This is a genomic window from Sorangiineae bacterium MSr12523 (assembly GCA_037157775.1).
GTDB classification, from domain to species: domain Bacteria; phylum Myxococcota_A; class Polyangia; order Polyangiales; family Polyangiaceae; genus Pendulispora; species Pendulispora brunnea.
Genome location: CP089982.1, coordinates 12,194,734 through 12,211,064, shown reverse-complemented (window position 1 = coordinate 12,211,064; position 16,331 = coordinate 12,194,734). Strand labels below are relative to the sequence as shown.

The window sequence follows — 16,331 nt, the reverse complement described above, 5'->3', positions numbered from 1 at the left end:
CCGACGCTCTACACCGTTGCAGAATACGCAAGGTGACCCGGAAACGCGAGGTTCGCGGATGTGCATCGGACCCCAAGCGGACCGCAAAGGCGATCTCAGGAAGCATTGAATCGATTCGATCAGCCACCGCTCGGTGCGGTTCGCGCGGCCAGCTCGATCAACGAGGCGACCTCCCAAGGATGCGAGCGATACACGGAGTGGCTCGCCCCGGGGATCTCCACCTTGTAGCTGTGAGCGCGTGCAGCATACATCCTTTCGAGATCGGGGCTGATGATCCGGTCGGCCTGCGCCACCATGTACCAGCTCGGCTTCTTCTTCCAGGCCGGGTCGACGATGGGCGTGGAGAACACCTTGCCCGCCGTGAACATTTGCGAGCGCGCCTCGAACTCCGCCTCGGCGGCCGGTAGATCGGCGGCGAACTCCGCGTGGTAGCGCGCCGGATCGATGAACGTGTAACCATCGGGCGTCTTCGTGATCGCATCGCGCCCGGCGGCCGGATAGCGCTGGCCGTTGCCCGTCTCCGTTTCACCCTCGTCGGGCGCGTGCGCCGCGATGTACACGAGGCCGGCGACGCGTGCATCGTTGCCCGCCTCGGTGATGATCGCGCCGCCGTAGCTGTGGGCCACCAGGAGGCTCGGACCGTCCTGTCGATCGAGCGCGCGCTTCGTGGCCGCAACGTCTTCGTCCAATCCGGAAAGCGGCTGCTGCACCACGGTCACGTTGTACCCATCGCGAGCCAAGAGATCGTACACGGGCCTCCACCCCGACCCATCGACGAACGCGCCGTGCACGAGGACGATGTTCTTGATGCGCGTCGTAGACGGCGCAGCTTCTGCCGAGGGCACGTGGGTCAGTGCAGCGACGGAGAACACCAGGGCGAGTGCCAGACGATGATATTTCATGGGATGTCCCTCCAACGACTCTGCTCGCGACGCGAATCGCACCCAATGCGAACCTTGCGAGCTGGGAATCACCGAGGACTACGCCGCAGCTCGCGATCGGTTTCGCTCCGGTCACGTCTTTGCGCTTCTTTACCCGTGCGCGCGAACTCTACGGCACACTGCACGGACCATGATCGAAGGAAAACCGAGTACAACGTCCACCATCGTCGCGTTTTTTCGTGCGCTCAATACGCTGGGTGTCACGCGCGTTCGCGCGTTTTCCGATCCGTTCGCGGTGCAGTTGTTGCCACCCTCCGTGGGGAAAATCGTGCACGGTGCGCAATGGCTCCTCGAACGCCGGGAGGGTCTCGGGCAGCGATGGTGGGTATCCTCACGCGGCTTCATCGATACCGTTGCATTGCGCTCGAGCGCCATCGACGCCGCGTGGGCCGAAGCCTACGAGCTCGGGGTGCGGCAGTTGGTGATCCTCGGCGCGGGTCTCGACGCTCGGGCCTACCGGCTCGATTCGCTGCGGGGTGTGCGCGTTTTCGAGATCGATCACCCGGCCACGCAGCAGTTCAAACGCGCCCGCGCGGCGTCGCTGCAATCGCCGGCCGAGTCGCTCCGGTACGTGCCGGTGGACTTCGCGCGCGACGATCTGGGGGGCGCCCTTCGCAACGCCGGGCTGCGCACGGATGAACGCGCCTTCGTCATTTGGGAGGGTGTCACGATGTACCTGCCGCATCGGGCGACCGCGGAAACGCTGGCAAATCTTTCCGCGATCGTCCCGTCCGGAAGCCGATTGGCGATGACGTACCTCGAGCCCGCGACGCGAAGCGACGAACCATTCGTCCGCCGCAACCTGCGTCGCTGGATCTTGTCACGCAGCGGCGAGCCCCAGCTCGGCTTGATGCATCGGGAGCACGCGACCCAGCTTCTCGAGGCGGCGCATTTTCGCCCATTGAGCGACGAGAATCGCGTCGAATTCGCCGCACGCTTTTCCGACGAATCGCCCGAGGAGACCGTGAATGCCCTCGGCGAGCGCTTGGTCGTCGCCGAAAGGACGTGACCTGCGCTCTATTGGGTTGGACTGCACGCCACCGAGACGTCGGCCACATTGCCGGATTCGCGTCGATTCCTATTTGGCATTGCAATGATTTGTAATTCGTTTGAACGTTTCTTGATGTCCAATCATTAATTTCATGTAAGTCCCCCTTCCCGGCTAGCCCATTGGGCCCATGAATTCGTTCTTCGTGAGCGGCACGCCTCGCTCTCGCAAGATGGCGTACGCCGCCGTCATGTGAAAAAAGAAGTTCGGCAGGGCAAACTGGGCGAGGAATTGTGCGCCGGCGAAGGTGATCGTGCCGCTGCGGGCGGGGATCTCGATCGTGGCATCGAGCCCCCTTTCGAGGACCTGCGGATCGACCGCCTTCAAATAGACGATGGCCGCGTCGATGGCTTCGTGCAACTCCGCAAAGGTCGTTCGCTCGATGGCCGGCGGCGGCGGCGCCTTCGTGCCCATCAGGCGATCTATCGCGAGCTTCGCGCCTTCGGCCGCCCAGTGAATTTGCGTCGCCAGATCGTACATATCCGACGCGAGCCGCGCATGAATGAGCGCGAGCGGCTCGAGACCATTCGCGGAAGCATGCGCTTCGGCCTTGGCAAGACACGCCTTCAAGTTGGTGAGGCCGCGCACGAACACGGCGACAGAGAAATCATACGGGTTCAGAGGCATGCCGCATCGTACCCCGACCGGCAAGAGCGCGCCCTGCGAACCTGAGATCAGCCGAGGGTGATGCCGCGCAGTGGCGGAATCCGATCGGAGCCGCCGAAGATTTGCTGCGCCTCGGGGTGACCGGCGTTGGCCGCCCGGCGACCCCAATATTTGACGTCCATTTCGTCGTCCATTTCGGCCCCGAGCCTCGCCAGCGTGAACATGGCCCGCTCGTCGCCGCCTCGGGCCGCAAGGCGCAACCAGCGTCGCGCTTCATGGATGTCGCGCCCGTGAGCCAACCGAGCGAGGTAAAACGCCGCCCGGACGTAACCGGTATCGAAGGCTTGTCGGAACCACTGCTCGGCCGATGCGACGTCGCCACGCTCCTCGGCAAGGACGCCGAGGTTGCACATCGACGCGGCAGCTCCCGCCTCCGCCGCTCTGCGGTACATGTCTTCTCCCCGCCCGCGATCGCCCCGAGCCAGGAGGAAAAGCGCATAGTCGTGCATGGCGGGAGCACAGCGCCGGTCCGCAGCCATTTGGTACCATTCCTCGGCCCGCACCCCATCGCCCGCGTCTTCGAAGATGTTGGCAAGAAGTCCTACCGCGGAAATATCGCCTTTGCCAGCCGCCGCCTCGTACCATCGCACCGCACCCGCGATGTCGCCACCTTGCTCGTGCCGCATGCCGAGCTTGATCATGGCCGTCGCGTCTCCGTTGCCGGCCTCGCGTTGCCAAGTCTCTTCCTGCTCTGGATTCGGAGCTTGGCTCGGCGAGGCCGGATCGGTCATCGCATCCTCCAGGCTTGCGCGGCGCAGATCGAGGGTCGTCAGATCGCATCCTCGAAAGTCGACCCCTTCGAGGCGGCATTCGCGGAACGATGTGTCGTCGAGAAAAGCGCCCGTGAACACTGCGCCACCAAGTTCGGCGCCATACAGCAATCGCTTGCCCAGCGGCGTAAACGCAATCCGCGAATCGATCATCTCGATGAGGCCGAAGCTCGCGCCGCCGAGGTCTGCACCATCGAATCGGGCGCCGGTGAGGTTCGCACCGGAGAATACGGCCTCGCGCAGCGATGCACCGGAAAAATTCGCCCCACGGAGATCGGCACCGGCAAAAATGACCTGGTCCAGGTCGCGCCCGCGTAGGTCGGCACGAGCCAATTCGATCGTGGTGGACGGATTCGCGATACGCCACGCGTTGAAGGCCACGGCCCCCTGTCCGAGCATCTCCAGTGGACTCTGATTGGGCCGCTTCTCACGCTTCGACATGACATCCTCCTGCGATGGGCCAAGCTGCCGCAGCTGGCCGTATCGAAGAGTGATACCGCGGCTCTTCGAGAAATCTTCCAGCGTCCAGGACGCCCTTCGATGGGGAAGCGGGAGATCTCAATGTATGAAGCTCTTTAATCGACGCGACTTGCGCGGGCGTTTATCCTGCGCGGCATGAAGCTTCCTCGCGTCTTGCTGGCAGCCTTGCTGGGAACGAGAATCCTGATGATCGCCGGCGCGGCCGAGGCCACCCAGGAGGGCTGGGTAGGTCCGCTGAGCACACGGGGGCGCTACATCGTCGATGCCAATGGCGACCGGTTCAAGTTGAAATCCGGCAATTGGCACGGCGCCAGCGGGACGTGGACCGGCTCGGGTGACATCAACGACCCCGCGAACCATCATGCGGGCGAAAAAGCCGACCAGATCCCGCTCGGCCTCGATCGGGCTTCGCTCGAAGAGATCCTCGATGGCTTTGCCGAATTGGGTATCAACAGCATTCGACTGCCCTTCTCCAACCAGATGATCCATGACACCCGTCCGGTGCAGGTCCTCAAGAACCCCGGCCTGAGCGGCAAAACCCCACTTCAGATCTACGACGCCGTCGTCGACCGCCTGACGGCACGCGGCTTTGCGGTCATTCTCAATAACCACACGAATACCTCCCGCTGGTGCTGCGGCGTCGATGGCAACGAGCGCTGGAATACCAGCCAAACGGTCCAGCAGTGGCAGGACGACTGGGTATTCATGGCCCGCCGCTACAAGGCGAACAAACGCGTGGTGGGCGCCGACCTTTACAACGAAGTTCGCCGCAACGTTTGGGACGACCCGAACTGGGGCCTGGGTGACGACCACGATTGGCAACAAGCGAGCCAGCGCGTCGCCGATCGGATCCAGCTCGAGGCCAATCCGGATCTGCTGATCATCGTCGAGGGCATCAACTGGTTCGGTGTCCCGGCCGACGGCCTGCCGCATGGCCGCCCCACCCTCGAGCCGGTTCGCAACCTTTCGCATACGCTGATTGACTCCGGGAAGCTCGTCTACTCGGCGCATTTCTACGGATACACCGGCCCCAATCACAGCGGCGCGACCGGTACGGGAGAGACCCACGATCCCCGCTACCAGGATCTGAGCCCGCAGGAACTTCGAGATGTCCTCTACCGGCAAGCCTTTTACGTCGCCGCCGAAGCCGGAACGCACTTCAACGCTCCGGTGTGGATCAGCGAATTTGGGGTCGGTGGTCGCGACAACAGCGATCCAAAGTCGCGCGACTGGTTCAATCGTTTCGTCGACTACCTCGTTCAGACCGATACGGATTTCGCCTATTGGCCACTCGTCGGATTTCACACCAATCGGACCGGCAATGGCTGGGCGCTGCTGCATTGGGACGCTGCGGGCAACCGAATGGGACTCTACGATGGCGATGACTGGCGCGAACCCGCCTGGACGCGGTTGATCCACGCGCCCAGCCGCTCCGGGCAGATCCCGCAGGTCGAACGCTGGTCCATGCTGAACCTCGACCATGCCGATTTCCAGCCATCACGGGCGGTCCGCGCCATGCCGGACTGGAACCCCGGTGCCCGCAAAGGTGCTTGCCCGGATGGTCAGCGCGTGATCGGATTGAGCCACACCGGCAACCGCGGGCTGTGCACCGGCTCATGGCCATCGTCGGGATATGCCGTGGTCCGTGATGAATCGTACGTGGAGACGGATTGGGCCTCGGGGTACACGAAGGTGCAATGCCCCGCGGACCATTTCCTGGTTGGCTACAGCGTCAAGGGCGCGGCTTTTGACGCGGGGTTGTGCGCCAAGTCGCCAACGCCCCTGGGCCATGATGGGCGGACGGTATGGTTCGACCGCGGCGACAATCGCGCATCGGGCGGCGGCGATTTCGCTCAAGGCCATTACAAAGGACAATGCGCCGCGAACGAATACATTGCCGGGGTGGCGTACACGGGCCGGGTGGGCTCGAGCCGGACACCGGACGCGATCCTCTGCCGGCAATGAAGGAGTAGCGCGGTCAGGCGCCCTGGAGGCAAATAGCCCTTACCTCGGCGTCCTCGACCACGCGCTGTCGATCGGCGAGCTCTTGAAAGCGGGCGAACGTCTCTTCCTCCTTGCTCGCGGTGAGCTTCAGTCCGAGCGCGTGCACCCGCGCCAGAAATCCGGCTCGCCCCGACAATTTTCCGAGCACGATTTCGGTTCCGCGCGTGTTGCCGACCATCTTCGGATCAATCCATTCGAACGTCTCACGCTTCTTGATCACGCCGTTTTGGTGAATTCCCGACGCGTGGCGAAACGCATTCCTGCCCACGAGCGCTTTGTTCGGTGCCACCGGCATGCCGCTCCGTTCCGCAACCAATTGCGAGAGCGCCGAGATCTTCGTGGTGTCGACGTCCACGCGCACGCCCAGCGAGGGTCCGTGGAGCGTCAACGCCACGACCACCTCTTCCAGGGCCGTATTGCCCGCGCGCTCCCCAATGCCATTCACGGTGAGCTCCACTTGGCGCGCGCCGGCGCGGACGGCCTCGATCGTATTCGCCGTCGAGAGGCCCAAATCGTCCTGGCCGTGAAAACTCATGCAGACCCCGTCGAGCTCGGGAACGCGGGACCGCAGATCGACCATCATCGCGTGAAGCTGGTGAGGCAGCACATAGCCGACGGTGTCGGGAAGATTGATGGTCCCCGCGCCAGCCGCAATGGCCGTGCGGACGATCTCGGCCAGAAAATCCGGATCGGCACGTGTGGCATCCATCGCGGAGAACTCGACGTCCGCCACGTAGTTTCGCGCACGCCGAACCATGGCGTCGGCGAGCGCCCGCACGTCTTCCCTCTTTTTTCGCAATTGATGCTCGAGCTGCATGTCGCTCGCGTTCAAAAAGATGTGGATGCGCGGCGACGCAGCGCCCTTCAAGGCCTCGCCCGCCGCATCGACATCCTCCGCGACGGCCCGTGAAAGGGCGCAAATGGCGGCTCCGCGCACATCTTTGGCCACCGCCTTTACATTGGCGAATTCGGCCGCGCTCGCCGCGGGAAATCCCGCTTCGATCACGTCGATGCGCATGGCCTCGAGCGCGCGCGCAATCTCCAGCTTGTCGGATTGCGTAAAGTTGACGCCGGCGGACTGCTCACCGTCGCGCAATGTCGTATCCAGTATCGTGATCTTGTCGTTCATTTCGGGCTCCGTGGGGTTCGAGAGCCGGAAAGGCCGAAAGAGCGATGGAGGCGAATGCGATATCCCTCTTCCGGCCGGTCCGGCGGAAGAGGGTCGACTCGTCGTTTCTTACCGCCGAGTGACGCTCTCTCCCGCCTCGCGAAGAAGAAGCGCGAGGGAGAGAAGGGTCTCGGGAAGAAGGACGAGCGTGCGCATCAGGAACGAGAGAGACCTTGAACGATCTCATTGGGGTCGTCAAGGACGTGGGTAAGCAAGCCGGACGATACGCGCCTTCATCGCGAAAAAGAAGTGCAGACTCCGAAACATGCGCGCAATTGAATCGTATGCGAGTCGAGAAGGCGGACTGTTTATCACGCCATCGTGGACCTACTTATCTCCGAAGACGCCTGCATCGATAGGACGAGGATTGGATGACACCGCGAATCCGCTACATGCTCGCTGCCCCACTACTGGCCGCTCCAATCATCGCGCTGCTCATGCCGGGCATTTACAATCGGACCGAGCCGACACTCGCGGGGTTTCCGTTCTTCTATTGGTATCAACTGCTCTGGGTCGCGCTCACCATGTGCACGATGAGCGGCGCGTACTTTCTCGTGGTGCCCGCGCAAAAGACGAGGGGTAAAAAGTGAGCGCGCATCAAACGGGCATGCAGTTCGACGGCGTGGCCCTGGCCGTCTTCACGGTGCTGTTCCTGCTCGTTGCGGTCATGGGCTTTCTCGCCTCCCGATGGCGCCGGCCTGCCGACATCATGCACCTCGACGAGTGGGGACTGGGCGGTCGTTCGTTCGGCACGTTCATCGCCTGGTTCCTTCTCGGCGGCGACGTGTTTACGGCGTACACATGCATTGCCGTGCCCGCCCTGGTCTTCGGTGTGGGGGCGCTCGGCTTCTTTGCCGTGCCCTACGCCATCGTGGTTTGGCCCATCATCTTTCTCTTTTTGCCCCGACTCTGGTCGGTCTCTCATCGTCACGGATACGTGACCACCGCGGATTTCGTGGAAGGCCGCCACGGCTCGCGCGCGCTCACGTTGGCCGTGGCGCTCACGGGCATCCTCGCAACCATGCCGTACATCGCGCTCCAGTTGGTCGGCATCCAGGTCTGTCTCGACGCCATGGGCGTCGGCGGCGGCCCGGACACGCCGTGGATCGTGCGCGAGATGCCGCTGTTCGTCGCCTTCGCCCTGCTCGCCGCGTACACGTACTCTGCGGGGTTGCGCGCGCCCGCAATGATTGCATTCGTGAAGGACAGCCTCATCTACTTGGTGGTCGGAGTATCCATTATTTATCTCCCGGCCAAACTCGGCGGATGGGAGCACATCTTCTCCGCAGCCGGGCAGAAGCTCGCAAAGACGAACCCCACCACGGGAAAGCCCTTTGGCGGGCTGCTCCTCTCGGAAAAGCAGCTATGGCCGTACTGCACACTTGGATTCGGCTCCGCGCTCGCGCTCTTCATTTATCCGCATTCGGTCACCGCCGTGCTCTCGACCAAGAATCGGAACGTGATCCGGCGCAACACCGCCCTCTTGCCGATGTACACGATCTTGCTCGGCATGATTGCCCTGCTCGGCCTGATGGCTTTGTCCTCGGGCATCACGACAGGGGGAAACAATTCGCTCTCGGTCCCGTTGCTCTTCAAACAGAATTTCCCCAGCTGGTTCACCGGGGTCGCATTTGCTGCCATCGGAATTGGGGCGCTGGTCCCCGCGGCGATCATGTCGATCGCGGCCGCAAACCTCTTCACGCGCAACGTTTACCGCGCGTTCATCAGCCCCAACGCCACGCCCGCGGCCGAGACGCAAGTCAGCAAAGTGGCCTCGCTTCTATTGAAGTTCGGTGCCCTCGTTTTCGTTCTCGCGTTGGATAAATCGTTTGCCATCCAGTTCCAATTGCTGGGCGGAATCTGGATCATGCAGACATTCCCCGCGCTGGTCTTCGGTCTCTACACCCGGTGGTTCCACCGCAGGGCGCTCTTCGTCGGTTGGCTCGTGGGTATGGTGTACGGCACGGCCACGAGCTATTTCGTTCCGGCACCCGGCAAACCGGGGACCCACTTCGGTGGCCAGATCGCCGAGATCCCCATGCTCGGCCACGCGGGCTACATTGCGCTCACGGCCTTCGTGCTCAATGTGATCGTCGCCGTCGTGCTCACGCTGCTCTTTCGCTCCTTCAAGATGGAAGAAGGCGTGGATGAAACATCGCCAAGCGACTACGAGGCCGATGCGGGCGATCCCGGAGTGGCCCAGGATCTTCCGACGCACTGAAGCTGGCCACGCACAAGCTCTCACTTCTTTGCGCGCCATGGCGCGCGGCGTTGCGTCTACGCCATGAATGATACGAACACCGAGCAGACGAGAGGTGCTGCAGTTCGCATGGCTTGCCGCAGGGGCCGCTGTTTTCGACGGAGGCTGCGCGGCAAGTGCACTGCACGAGCATTCTCCCGAAAAACGACGGGACACGCTGATTCTCGGCGCCGGGATAGCGGGACTTGCGGCCGCTTACGAGCTGCGGCGCGCGGGACACGACGTGAGCATTCTGGAGGCACGCACACGCGTCGGCGGCCGCCTTTGGACGGATCGCACATGGGGCGGTATCCCGATCGATTTGGGCGGCTCGTGGATTCACGGGACCGAGGGAAATCCGCTTACCGCCTTGTGCAATGAACTCGGTATTCGAACGATGGAGTTCGATCCGTCGACGACGCAGGTGACGTATTCGGGCTCGCGTCGTCTGGCCGAGGACGAACGCGTGCAAATGGAAAAGGATCTGACCCGTCTCGAGGAGCGCGTCGACGGCATCGATGCGAAATCCAATCCCGGGCTGTCCGCCGAGCAGGCGATCGACCGCGCCCTTCGCGAACTCGATTTGGGCAGAACCCGCGCGCGCTATGCGAGGCAGGGAATGCGTGCGAACATCCTGCAGGATGATGCGGGGGATCCGAACGAGGTTGCGCTCCGAGCGATACAAGATGGATCCGAGTTCGGCGGCGAAGAAGCCGTTTTCCCCGGCGGCTACAATCAGCTCACGGATCGCCTGGCGGAAGGTCTCGACATCCATCTCGATTGTGTGGTGACTCGAATCGAGCACTCCGACTCGGGCGTGCGCGTGGTCACCAATCGCGGAATATTCACGGCCAATCGTGCGCTGGTCACGTTTCCACTCGGCGTTCTCCAACGCGGCCGCATCGCCTTTGCGCCCGAGCTGCCCGCGCGCAAGCTGCGGGCGATCCAGCGGCTCGGCGTGGGCGTGCTCGACAAGGTCTACTTACGATTCGATCGCGCATTCTGGGATCATGCCGAGAGCATTCATCAGATGGACCCTATCGACGAGGCCTGGTCGGTATGGACCGACATGGGCCCCGTGACCAAGGCGCCCGTGCTGCTCGCATTCATCGGTGGCGCCGTCGCCCGACGGATCGAGAACATGACCGATGCGGCCATCCTCGCCGGGGCCATGGGCTCACTCCGCACGATGTATGGCGCGCGCGTGCCCGAGCCCACCGCCACTCGGATCACGCGTTGGGCGAACGATCCCTTCGCCTTCGGTTCCTACTCGTTCGACAAGGTCGGCTCGAGCCCCGACGATTTCCATGCGCTCGCCGAGCCGGTTGGACGTCGTCTGCTCTTTGCCGGTGAAGCGACCGAGGCGGAGAATTATCAAACCGTTCACGGCGCGCTCATGTCGGGTCGCCGCGAAGCGCAGCGTATCTTGGCAGAACGCGCCGGCTAGCGCGCCCTGGGCTGCATCCCGCACGGGCGCGGTTGGACGCCCGGGAGGCGGCTGGGCGTCCGTGCGCCGTCGAGCGTCTCTTTGAAGATCGCACCCAGGTCCATTCCGCCTTGTGAGGTCACCCACGTGTAGTCTGCAGGGAATGCGGCGCGGACGCGGCGGCGGGTGTTGTCGGGATATTGCGTTTCGTCGTCGAGGAGCCCCTGGACTGACAATTTCGTCCCTCCGTGCGCATGGCACCCAATGCAATTCGTCGCACCGTTTCGCACTTCTCGCTCGATGTAGGGGTTGCTGGCCCACGTTCGAACGGTGCTTCCTTCGGCCGGAGGATTGGGCCGAGCGCTTCGGAGCGCACTCGCCAGCGTCGGGGCGGAGTCCGCGTAGCCGCTACCGGGATCCGGATCTTCCTCGTCGTAGGCGGTGTTGACCACCATTTTGTAGTGCGACCACGGCCCGCCGAGTGCGCGTATCGATTGCGGCCGATCGGCGCCAAAGTCGAGATCCGGTTCCTCGGACCAAAAGAGGGATATCCATACCCAATCGCGCAGCTCTTTGGTCAGGATATGCAGCGCCGCGAGACGCTTCTTTTCGGCGCGGGGTTGCCCCGTGGACGAAGTGAGCGCACGCATGGTGTAAATGGCATCGGGGCCCGGAGGCGCAATCGCCCGCGGCGCGGGCCACGTTCCCGCCGCCAACATCGATTGGATATCGCCGGCGGACGTGCCGTATGCCGGAAACGTCGGTCCATCGGGCTCCCAACCGGCTTTGATCACTGCGGCATCCGCCGGAAACTCGGAGGTCATGCAACGCGTGTGATTCTCCGCGGAGAGCGGCGGTTGCGTGAGCGGCATGGTCTTGTTCACGCAACCGGCCAATGTTCGATAATTTCGCAGCAGATGGCTCACGAAGGCGGGGCTCATGAGCACCCGCGTATTTCGCCCGAGCGAACTGACACCTTCGGAGTCATTGAGCTCCGCGCGACGTGCATTGTACACGTCGCGGTTCCACGTGCTCAGATTCTTCGGCCGTTCTTCCGCGTTCCAGCGAAACACCGAATCCACTTCACACGCGCGAAAGTCGCGAACTTGGGCCGGGTCTTCCGCCTTCATTCCGACCCAGAGTTGATCGAACGCGGCCACCACGTCCGTCTTGCCATACCACGTTTGAAAGCGAGGCAGCACGCCCGACACGTCCGGATCGTCCGGATCGAGCTTGGGCGCCGCAATGGGCACGGGGCTCAGGACTTTCTCCACCACGCGCCACCCGAACTCGCGCCTTGCCTTCATGGACTGGGCAAATTCACTCGTGCGCGCGGACGCCTCGGGATCGCTCGGATACTGCTCGGCGATCCCGATCAACATGCGATCCTCCGGCGTCACGCTCTGTGCTTGCTGGTCGATCTCTTGCTCGGTGCTCGTTGCCCCGCACGCGGCCGCGGCGGAGGCCGCGACAATCGCGCCGAGAACGGAGAACGACCCAATCGAGACGAAACGCCGGAAGGATCCGATCATGATGTCACTGGCCGCGCGCGATGCGGGCGGCCAGATCGGTGGCGAGGATCGTCTCCGTCCCCGTGTTCGCGTCACGCACGAGGAAGTAGAGCCACCCGTCGTTGCGGAAGTGAGGATAGAGCGCCCGAACCTTCGAGGGCATCTTCGTAATTTGATAATGTGCGCCCGTCTTCAAATCGACGATGACGATGTCCGACGCGTCCGCGTTGATCGAAAGATGGGGATCGGCTTGGTTGGCATAGGAATGCACCGCGATGAAGCGCTCGTCGAACGAGAACGCGGCTTTGCCACCGAGCAGGTCGACCGTCGCCACGGGCTTCGTATTGAAGCCGTAGTTCGGCGACTCGGGGGTGGGGCGCACGGTCTCGATGACGCCGACCCGATAGCCAATTTGCTTGGTCCCGTTGGTCAGCCGGCTGGCGTAGAGCCCACCGGTCGGCGAGAGCATGACATCGCCCTCGAAGGGGTGCGAAACCGTCACTTTCGGCTTCGGATCGTAGCTGCCCGTGCTGGAGAGCACCATCGGCACGAAGTCCGAGTGCGCCGTCGGGCCGAACGGAGCCACGAGATCGCCGTTTCCCGGATCATTGGTGTGATCGCTGGGGCTATTGGCCACGATGTATTCCGAGCCACCTTCGAGCGCTTGCCCAATGCTCTGGTACACGCTGGTCGATACCTTTTTGCATCCTGCTTCGGCGAAGGTCACCTCTCCGAATTCGTCCTCGGACATGCCAACGAGAATGCTCTGCTTGCATGCCACGATATCGCTGGTTGCGCCGGCGCCCGCATAGCTGAAACCATCGTTGCCCGGGAAGAAATACGGATCGTACGGTGCATTGACCGGGATATCCGGATTGATCAAGCCCTTCTCGACGGCGAACAAATCCATGATGCGGCGGCTGGCGCCCACATAGCGACCATCGCTCGAGCTGCGAATCCAGTACGATGTCCGGCTCGGGAGCTGCCGCACCACCTTGAGATCTTGAAGCGCCGGGAGGTTGTTCCGTTCATCGCTGATGGCGGTGTATCGCGCGTCCGAGAAACAGCCTGCACCGTCCTGAGTCCCTTGGCAGCCGAACATGGTAATTCCGGAGTTGATGTTCGCCTTTTTCCACGAAGGGCGCGGGCTACCGCCGTCGCGGGGCACTCCGGCGAGGTCGTCGATGTAGTCGTGGAGCGACTGTTCGTAGGTATCACTCGGGGCGGGCGGGCCGCCGTCCGTGGGCTCTGCGCTTCGCAGGGACTGCGCGCTCGACTGGGATGCAGGCTCCTCGCCCGGGGCGGCGCAGGCCGCGAAAAGAGCAACCGCGCTGGTAGAAATAAGAATACGAATCGATGAACGTCGAAGCAAAGTACGCATGGGGTATGACTACCTCGTGAGAAGAAAATGGGGATTGAGGAGCAAGGCGGTGAACATCGCTTCGACGCGCTTTTTTCCGGGCGCCTGGGCGTAATCGGGGCCGGCGAAGAAGTCCGCGAACGCCGCGTCTTCCTCGGGCAGCTCGTCGTCGACCACCGCGTGGAAGAGCGCGCGAGCCGCGTCCTTTTTTGCAGCGTCGTCTCCCTCGAACGTGCACACCTTCGCGATCTTCGGCGCCACGTTGCGATGGAGTTTGGCCGTGGTGGCCCCCGATGGCGAAGCGTCGGGGGCGGAGACACCCGGGAACGTGACATCCACGGCCCCCGGCGTGTCGCAAATACCGCCCATGCCTTTGGCGAAGGCGGCAATCACCTGATGCCAGAGGACGAGGCCGAACGGATTGGGCTCACCGCCCTGGAACTTGCTCTGCGTCCCCGCCGTCACCCATTGCCCGAGGAACGAACGGAGCCTCTCGACATCGTCCCCCGCGAGCTTCTCGATGGCGAAGCTCTGGGTCGTGGGCGCTTGCGGATCGAAGAGGCGCGTCTGGAGCGACTTGTTCACCAGCGCCGTCCCGCGAATATCGCCTACCGGAATACCGGCAGCCGCCTCCGAGGTCCCGACGCTCTCGTCGGTCCCCGTCCCCTTCTGACACCCCGCCGCCGCCACGCCGCTGCAGGCGAGAACCGACAACATTACGAATTTCAATTCAAGACGAGACATTGATCGTGACCCCTTGCATCACTCGATGCTGTTTCGCTCGAGCCACTTGTAAAGAATGGTCTTTTCGCCCGCATCCATTCCGCCGGGCGGCATCGTCCGCGTACCCGGCGCCTCGGGATCGCCGGTGGTGATGTATTTCATGATCCTGCGAAAGCTTTGGTTGCGCGTGAGTTTGTTCCCGTTGGGGTCCTCGTGGTCGAAGCCGTACGTGCCGTCCGCGAGCTGCACCAACCCGGTCAACTTCACCCGCAGGTGCGCCGGCTGATTGATCTCGGAATGGCAATTTACGCAGCGGGTTTGGACGATGGAATTGATTTCGCAAGGGAGCTTGTCGGGTCCCTCGGTGCACTGCCCGCCCACGCAGTCGTAACATTTGCCGTGTTCGGGATCGGAGGTGGAAAACGTGCGGCTCGTAATGAGCTTCCGGATGATCGCCTTCACTTTTGCGCTCGAGCCCGTACCCGGCTTCAAATCGGCCTTTACGTCGGCGAGCCAGGTGCCATCGTAGACTTGATTCGCACCGAGGAAGTATTCGGCCATGCGCCTTACGAGGCAGGAACGAACCTCGGGCGCGCGCTTCATGAATCCCCACATGTCCGAAAGCTTGTTCTCGGCGGGCCTCCAGCTGTCGTGCAGCGTGTTCGGCGCCTTGTTGACACCGACGACCCAATTGCCGTCCTTGCGCCAATTGTCGAGGTACGCCTCGTACGTCGGGCCGGAGAGGGCCGTGTCATCGTCGAAGAGAAAGCTCGTCCGCCCTTCGTAATTCCGCCCGCGCTTGCCGTTGTAACGAAAGAGGCCCGCCACCGGATCGAGCTTGTAGTGGCACGCAGCACACTCGGGCGCCGATCCGTGTTTTCCTTCGGAATGGCCGCCATCCGGCGACGGCACGGCGAGCGGCGTGAGGTCGTCGCAGAAATACGTCTTCCAGATGTACGACGCCCGGCGGCGGTTGACGTTGGTCGACGAATTCAGCGCCGTTTCCCAAAAACCGGGTTGGGTAAAGGGAGTCTGCGGCGAAAGCGGCGCGAGGCCGGGGACGTTGACCGACAGGGTCGCAATCTCGCCGACGTTGTTCGCGGTGGTCGGCAGCGACGCAGCCTGCGTCATCACGGCTTCCAATCCGTCGCGGAGCGCGTCCAGCTTCGTCACGAGCTGCGCCGCCGTGACGTTCGCATCCACGCAATCGCCTTCGGCCAAGGGCGCAATCCAGCTCTCGCGAACGGCCTGCGCGACGAGGCGATCGAATCCTGCCTCGTCGAGGTAGCGGGTGATCATGAACCCGTACCGGCTTTCGAACCCAATCGAAGAACACGCGGACGCTTTTGCGTCCGGTGCCGACGAAGCCGCCGTCGCGCGCAATTGTGCAATCGCCTCGCGGATCCGATTGAAGTGTGCGGTCCGCGCATCGACGCTCGGATCCGGCGGAAACGGCTCCGTAGCGGGACGCATCGGAGCAATGAAGAGCGGCTGCGCCGCCGAATAGATATTGAAGTAGTCGCCACCCGAGACCATCGCCCGCGCACCGCTGATGGCTTGCGGCATGGCATAGACCGAGGGTGAATACACGCTACGCGTCGGATCGGAGGCGGAGGGTTCCTTCAGTTGCTCGGCCGGACGGCTCAGATAATAAAGATTGAACGCGAGCATCGTGTCGCCGAACCGAGGATCGGCCATGAACCGATCGAGGATGGCGTCCTCGCTCAGCACCATGAGCTCGTCCATGTTGTCGTCGGGCCCGATGCCCTCGCCATTGCGGAGCACTTCCGCAGCCTTCTTGATCCATGCACGCTTCGAAAGCTGGCCCTCGGCGAGCCCTTGCTCCGTGCGTGACATGTCCTCCTGTGACCTCGCATCCGGCTGCGAGCTACAGGCCTGTGCCGAAACGGCGATGCCGAGACACAAAGTCAATCCCAAGGATGCCCGCCGCGCGCGGGAAGCTACTGTATAAGCCATGATCTTCGTCTCTCTGGT

General features: G+C 63.0%; 13 protein-coding genes. 5 read left to right on the top strand and 8 right to left on the bottom strand.

The window, feature by feature from the left end; all coding sequences use genetic code 11:
- Positions 1–119: 119 nt before the first annotated feature.
- Positions 120–902 carry an alpha/beta hydrolase gene (locus LZC95_48240; GenBank protein ID WXA94224.1) on the bottom strand — a complete coding sequence of 261 codons (783 nt, stop codon included), beginning with the start codon at positions 900–902 and terminating at the stop codon, positions 120–122.
- Positions 903–1,071: 169 nt separating this feature from the next.
- On the opposite strand from LZC95_48240, the gene LZC95_48235 reads away from it, so the two are divergent.
- Positions 1,072–1,950, top strand: a complete 879-nt coding sequence (locus LZC95_48235; protein ID WXA94223.1) for a class I SAM-dependent methyltransferase — start codon at positions 1,072–1,074, stop codon at positions 1,948–1,950.
- 153 nt (positions 1,951–2,103) lie between these two features.
- Here the strand turns inward: LZC95_48235 and LZC95_48230 are convergent, their stop codons facing one another.
- Positions 2,104–2,616, bottom strand: a complete 513-nt coding sequence (locus LZC95_48230) for a DUF1993 domain-containing protein (GenBank protein ID WXA94222.1) — start codon at positions 2,614–2,616, stop codon at positions 2,104–2,106.
- A 47-nt stretch (positions 2,617–2,663) separates the two neighbouring features.
- On the bottom strand, positions 2,664–3,866 hold the full coding sequence (locus LZC95_48225; protein ID WXA94221.1) for a pentapeptide repeat-containing protein: 1,203 nt from the start codon (positions 3,864–3,866) through the stop codon (positions 2,664–2,666).
- 174 nt (positions 3,867–4,040) lie between these two features.
- On the opposite strand from LZC95_48225, the gene LZC95_48220 reads away from it, so the two are divergent.
- Positions 4,041–5,870: a glycoside hydrolase family 5 protein gene (locus LZC95_48220; GenBank protein WXA94220.1), complete on the top strand. Its 1,830-nt coding sequence runs from the start codon at positions 4,041–4,043 to the stop codon at positions 5,868–5,870.
- Between the two features lie 13 nt (positions 5,871–5,883).
- Here LZC95_48220 and LZC95_48215 read toward each other — a convergent pair whose 3' ends face one another.
- Complete coding sequence (locus LZC95_48215) at positions 5,884–7,038, bottom strand: 2-isopropylmalate synthase (protein WXA94219.1); 1,155 nt, start codon at positions 7,036–7,038, stop codon at positions 5,884–5,886.
- A gap of 410 nt (positions 7,039–7,448) precedes the next feature.
- On the opposite strand from LZC95_48215, the gene LZC95_48210 reads away from it, so the two are divergent.
- The 3 genes from LZC95_48210 (at position 7,449) to LZC95_48200 (ending at position 10,763) form a co-directional block, all read left to right on the top strand.
- Positions 7,449–7,667 (top strand): DUF3311 domain-containing protein, encoded by a 219-nt coding sequence (locus tag LZC95_48210; protein WXA94218.1) that lies wholly within the window; start codon positions 7,449–7,451, stop codon positions 7,665–7,667.
- Complete coding sequence (locus tag LZC95_48205; protein ID WXA94217.1) at positions 7,664–9,298, top strand: sodium:solute symporter; 1,635 nt, start codon at positions 7,664–7,666, stop codon at positions 9,296–9,298. Before LZC95_48210 ends, LZC95_48205 begins: the two co-directional genes overlap by 4 nt.
- Before the next feature lie 67 nt (positions 9,299–9,365).
- A complete protein-coding gene (locus LZC95_48200) occupies positions 9,366–10,763 on the top strand; it encodes an FAD-dependent oxidoreductase (GenBank protein ID WXA94216.1) in 1,398 nt (465 codons plus the stop codon).
- Here the strand turns inward: LZC95_48200 and LZC95_48195 are convergent.
- The 4 genes from LZC95_48195 to LZC95_48180 are packed head-to-tail and all read right to left on the bottom strand — an operon-like array spanning position 10,760 to position 16,313.
- Positions 10,760–12,274, bottom strand: a complete 1,515-nt coding sequence (locus tag LZC95_48195) for a hypothetical protein (protein WXA94215.1) — start codon at positions 12,272–12,274, stop codon at positions 10,760–10,762. The genes LZC95_48200 and LZC95_48195 overlap by 4 nt on opposite strands.
- A gap of 4 nt (positions 12,275–12,278) precedes the next feature.
- Positions 12,279–13,634 carry a hypothetical protein gene (locus tag LZC95_48190; GenBank protein WXA94214.1) on the bottom strand — a complete coding sequence of 452 codons (1,356 nt, stop codon included), beginning with the start codon at positions 13,632–13,634 and terminating at the stop codon, positions 12,279–12,281.
- Between the two features lie 9 nt (positions 13,635–13,643).
- Complete coding sequence (locus tag LZC95_48185; GenBank protein ID WXA94213.1) at positions 13,644–14,330, bottom strand: hypothetical protein; 687 nt, start codon at positions 14,328–14,330, stop codon at positions 13,644–13,646.
- A gap of 45 nt (positions 14,331–14,375) precedes the next feature.
- Positions 14,376–16,313: a hypothetical protein gene (locus LZC95_48180; protein WXA94212.1), complete on the bottom strand. Its 1,938-nt coding sequence runs from the start codon at positions 16,311–16,313 to the stop codon at positions 14,376–14,378.
- Positions 16,314–16,331 lie beyond the last annotated feature (18 nt).

Bases quoted from the DNA above. Each gene is read 5' to 3' on its own strand.
- LZC95_48240 (WXA94224.1), bottom strand. From the start codon at position 902: ATGAAATATCATCGTCTGGCACTCGCCCTGGTGTTCTCCGTCGCTGCA.
- LZC95_48235 (WXA94223.1), top strand. From the start codon at position 1,072: ATGATCGAAGGAAAACCGAGTACAACGTCCACCATCGTCGCGTTTTTT.
- LZC95_48230 (WXA94222.1), bottom strand. From the start codon at position 2,616: ATGCCTCTGAACCCGTATGATTTCTCTGTCGCCGTGTTCGTGCGCGGC.
- LZC95_48225 (WXA94221.1), bottom strand. From the start codon at position 3,866: ATGTCGAAGCGTGAGAAGCGGCCCAATCAGAGTCCACTGGAGATGCTC.
- LZC95_48220 (WXA94220.1), top strand. From the start codon at position 4,041: ATGAAGCTTCCTCGCGTCTTGCTGGCAGCCTTGCTGGGAACGAGAATC.
- LZC95_48215 (WXA94219.1), bottom strand. From the start codon at position 7,038: ATGAACGACAAGATCACGATACTGGATACGACATTGCGCGACGGTGAG.
- LZC95_48210 (WXA94218.1), top strand. From the start codon at position 7,449: ATGACACCGCGAATCCGCTACATGCTCGCTGCCCCACTACTGGCCGCT.
- LZC95_48200 (WXA94216.1), top strand. From the start codon at position 9,366: ATGATACGAACACCGAGCAGACGAGAGGTGCTGCAGTTCGCATGGCTT.
- LZC95_48195 (WXA94215.1), bottom strand. From the start codon at position 12,274: ATGATCGGATCCTTCCGGCGTTTCGTCTCGATTGGGTCGTTCTCCGTT.
- LZC95_48190 (WXA94214.1), bottom strand. From the start codon at position 13,634: ATGCGTACTTTGCTTCGACGTTCATCGATTCGTATTCTTATTTCTACC.
- LZC95_48185 (WXA94213.1), bottom strand. From the start codon at position 14,330: ATGTTGTCGGTTCTCGCCTGCAGCGGCGTGGCGGCGGCGGGGTGTCAG.
- LZC95_48180 (WXA94212.1), bottom strand. From the start codon at position 16,313: ATGGCTTATACAGTAGCTTCCCGCGCGCGGCGGGCATCCTTGGGATTG.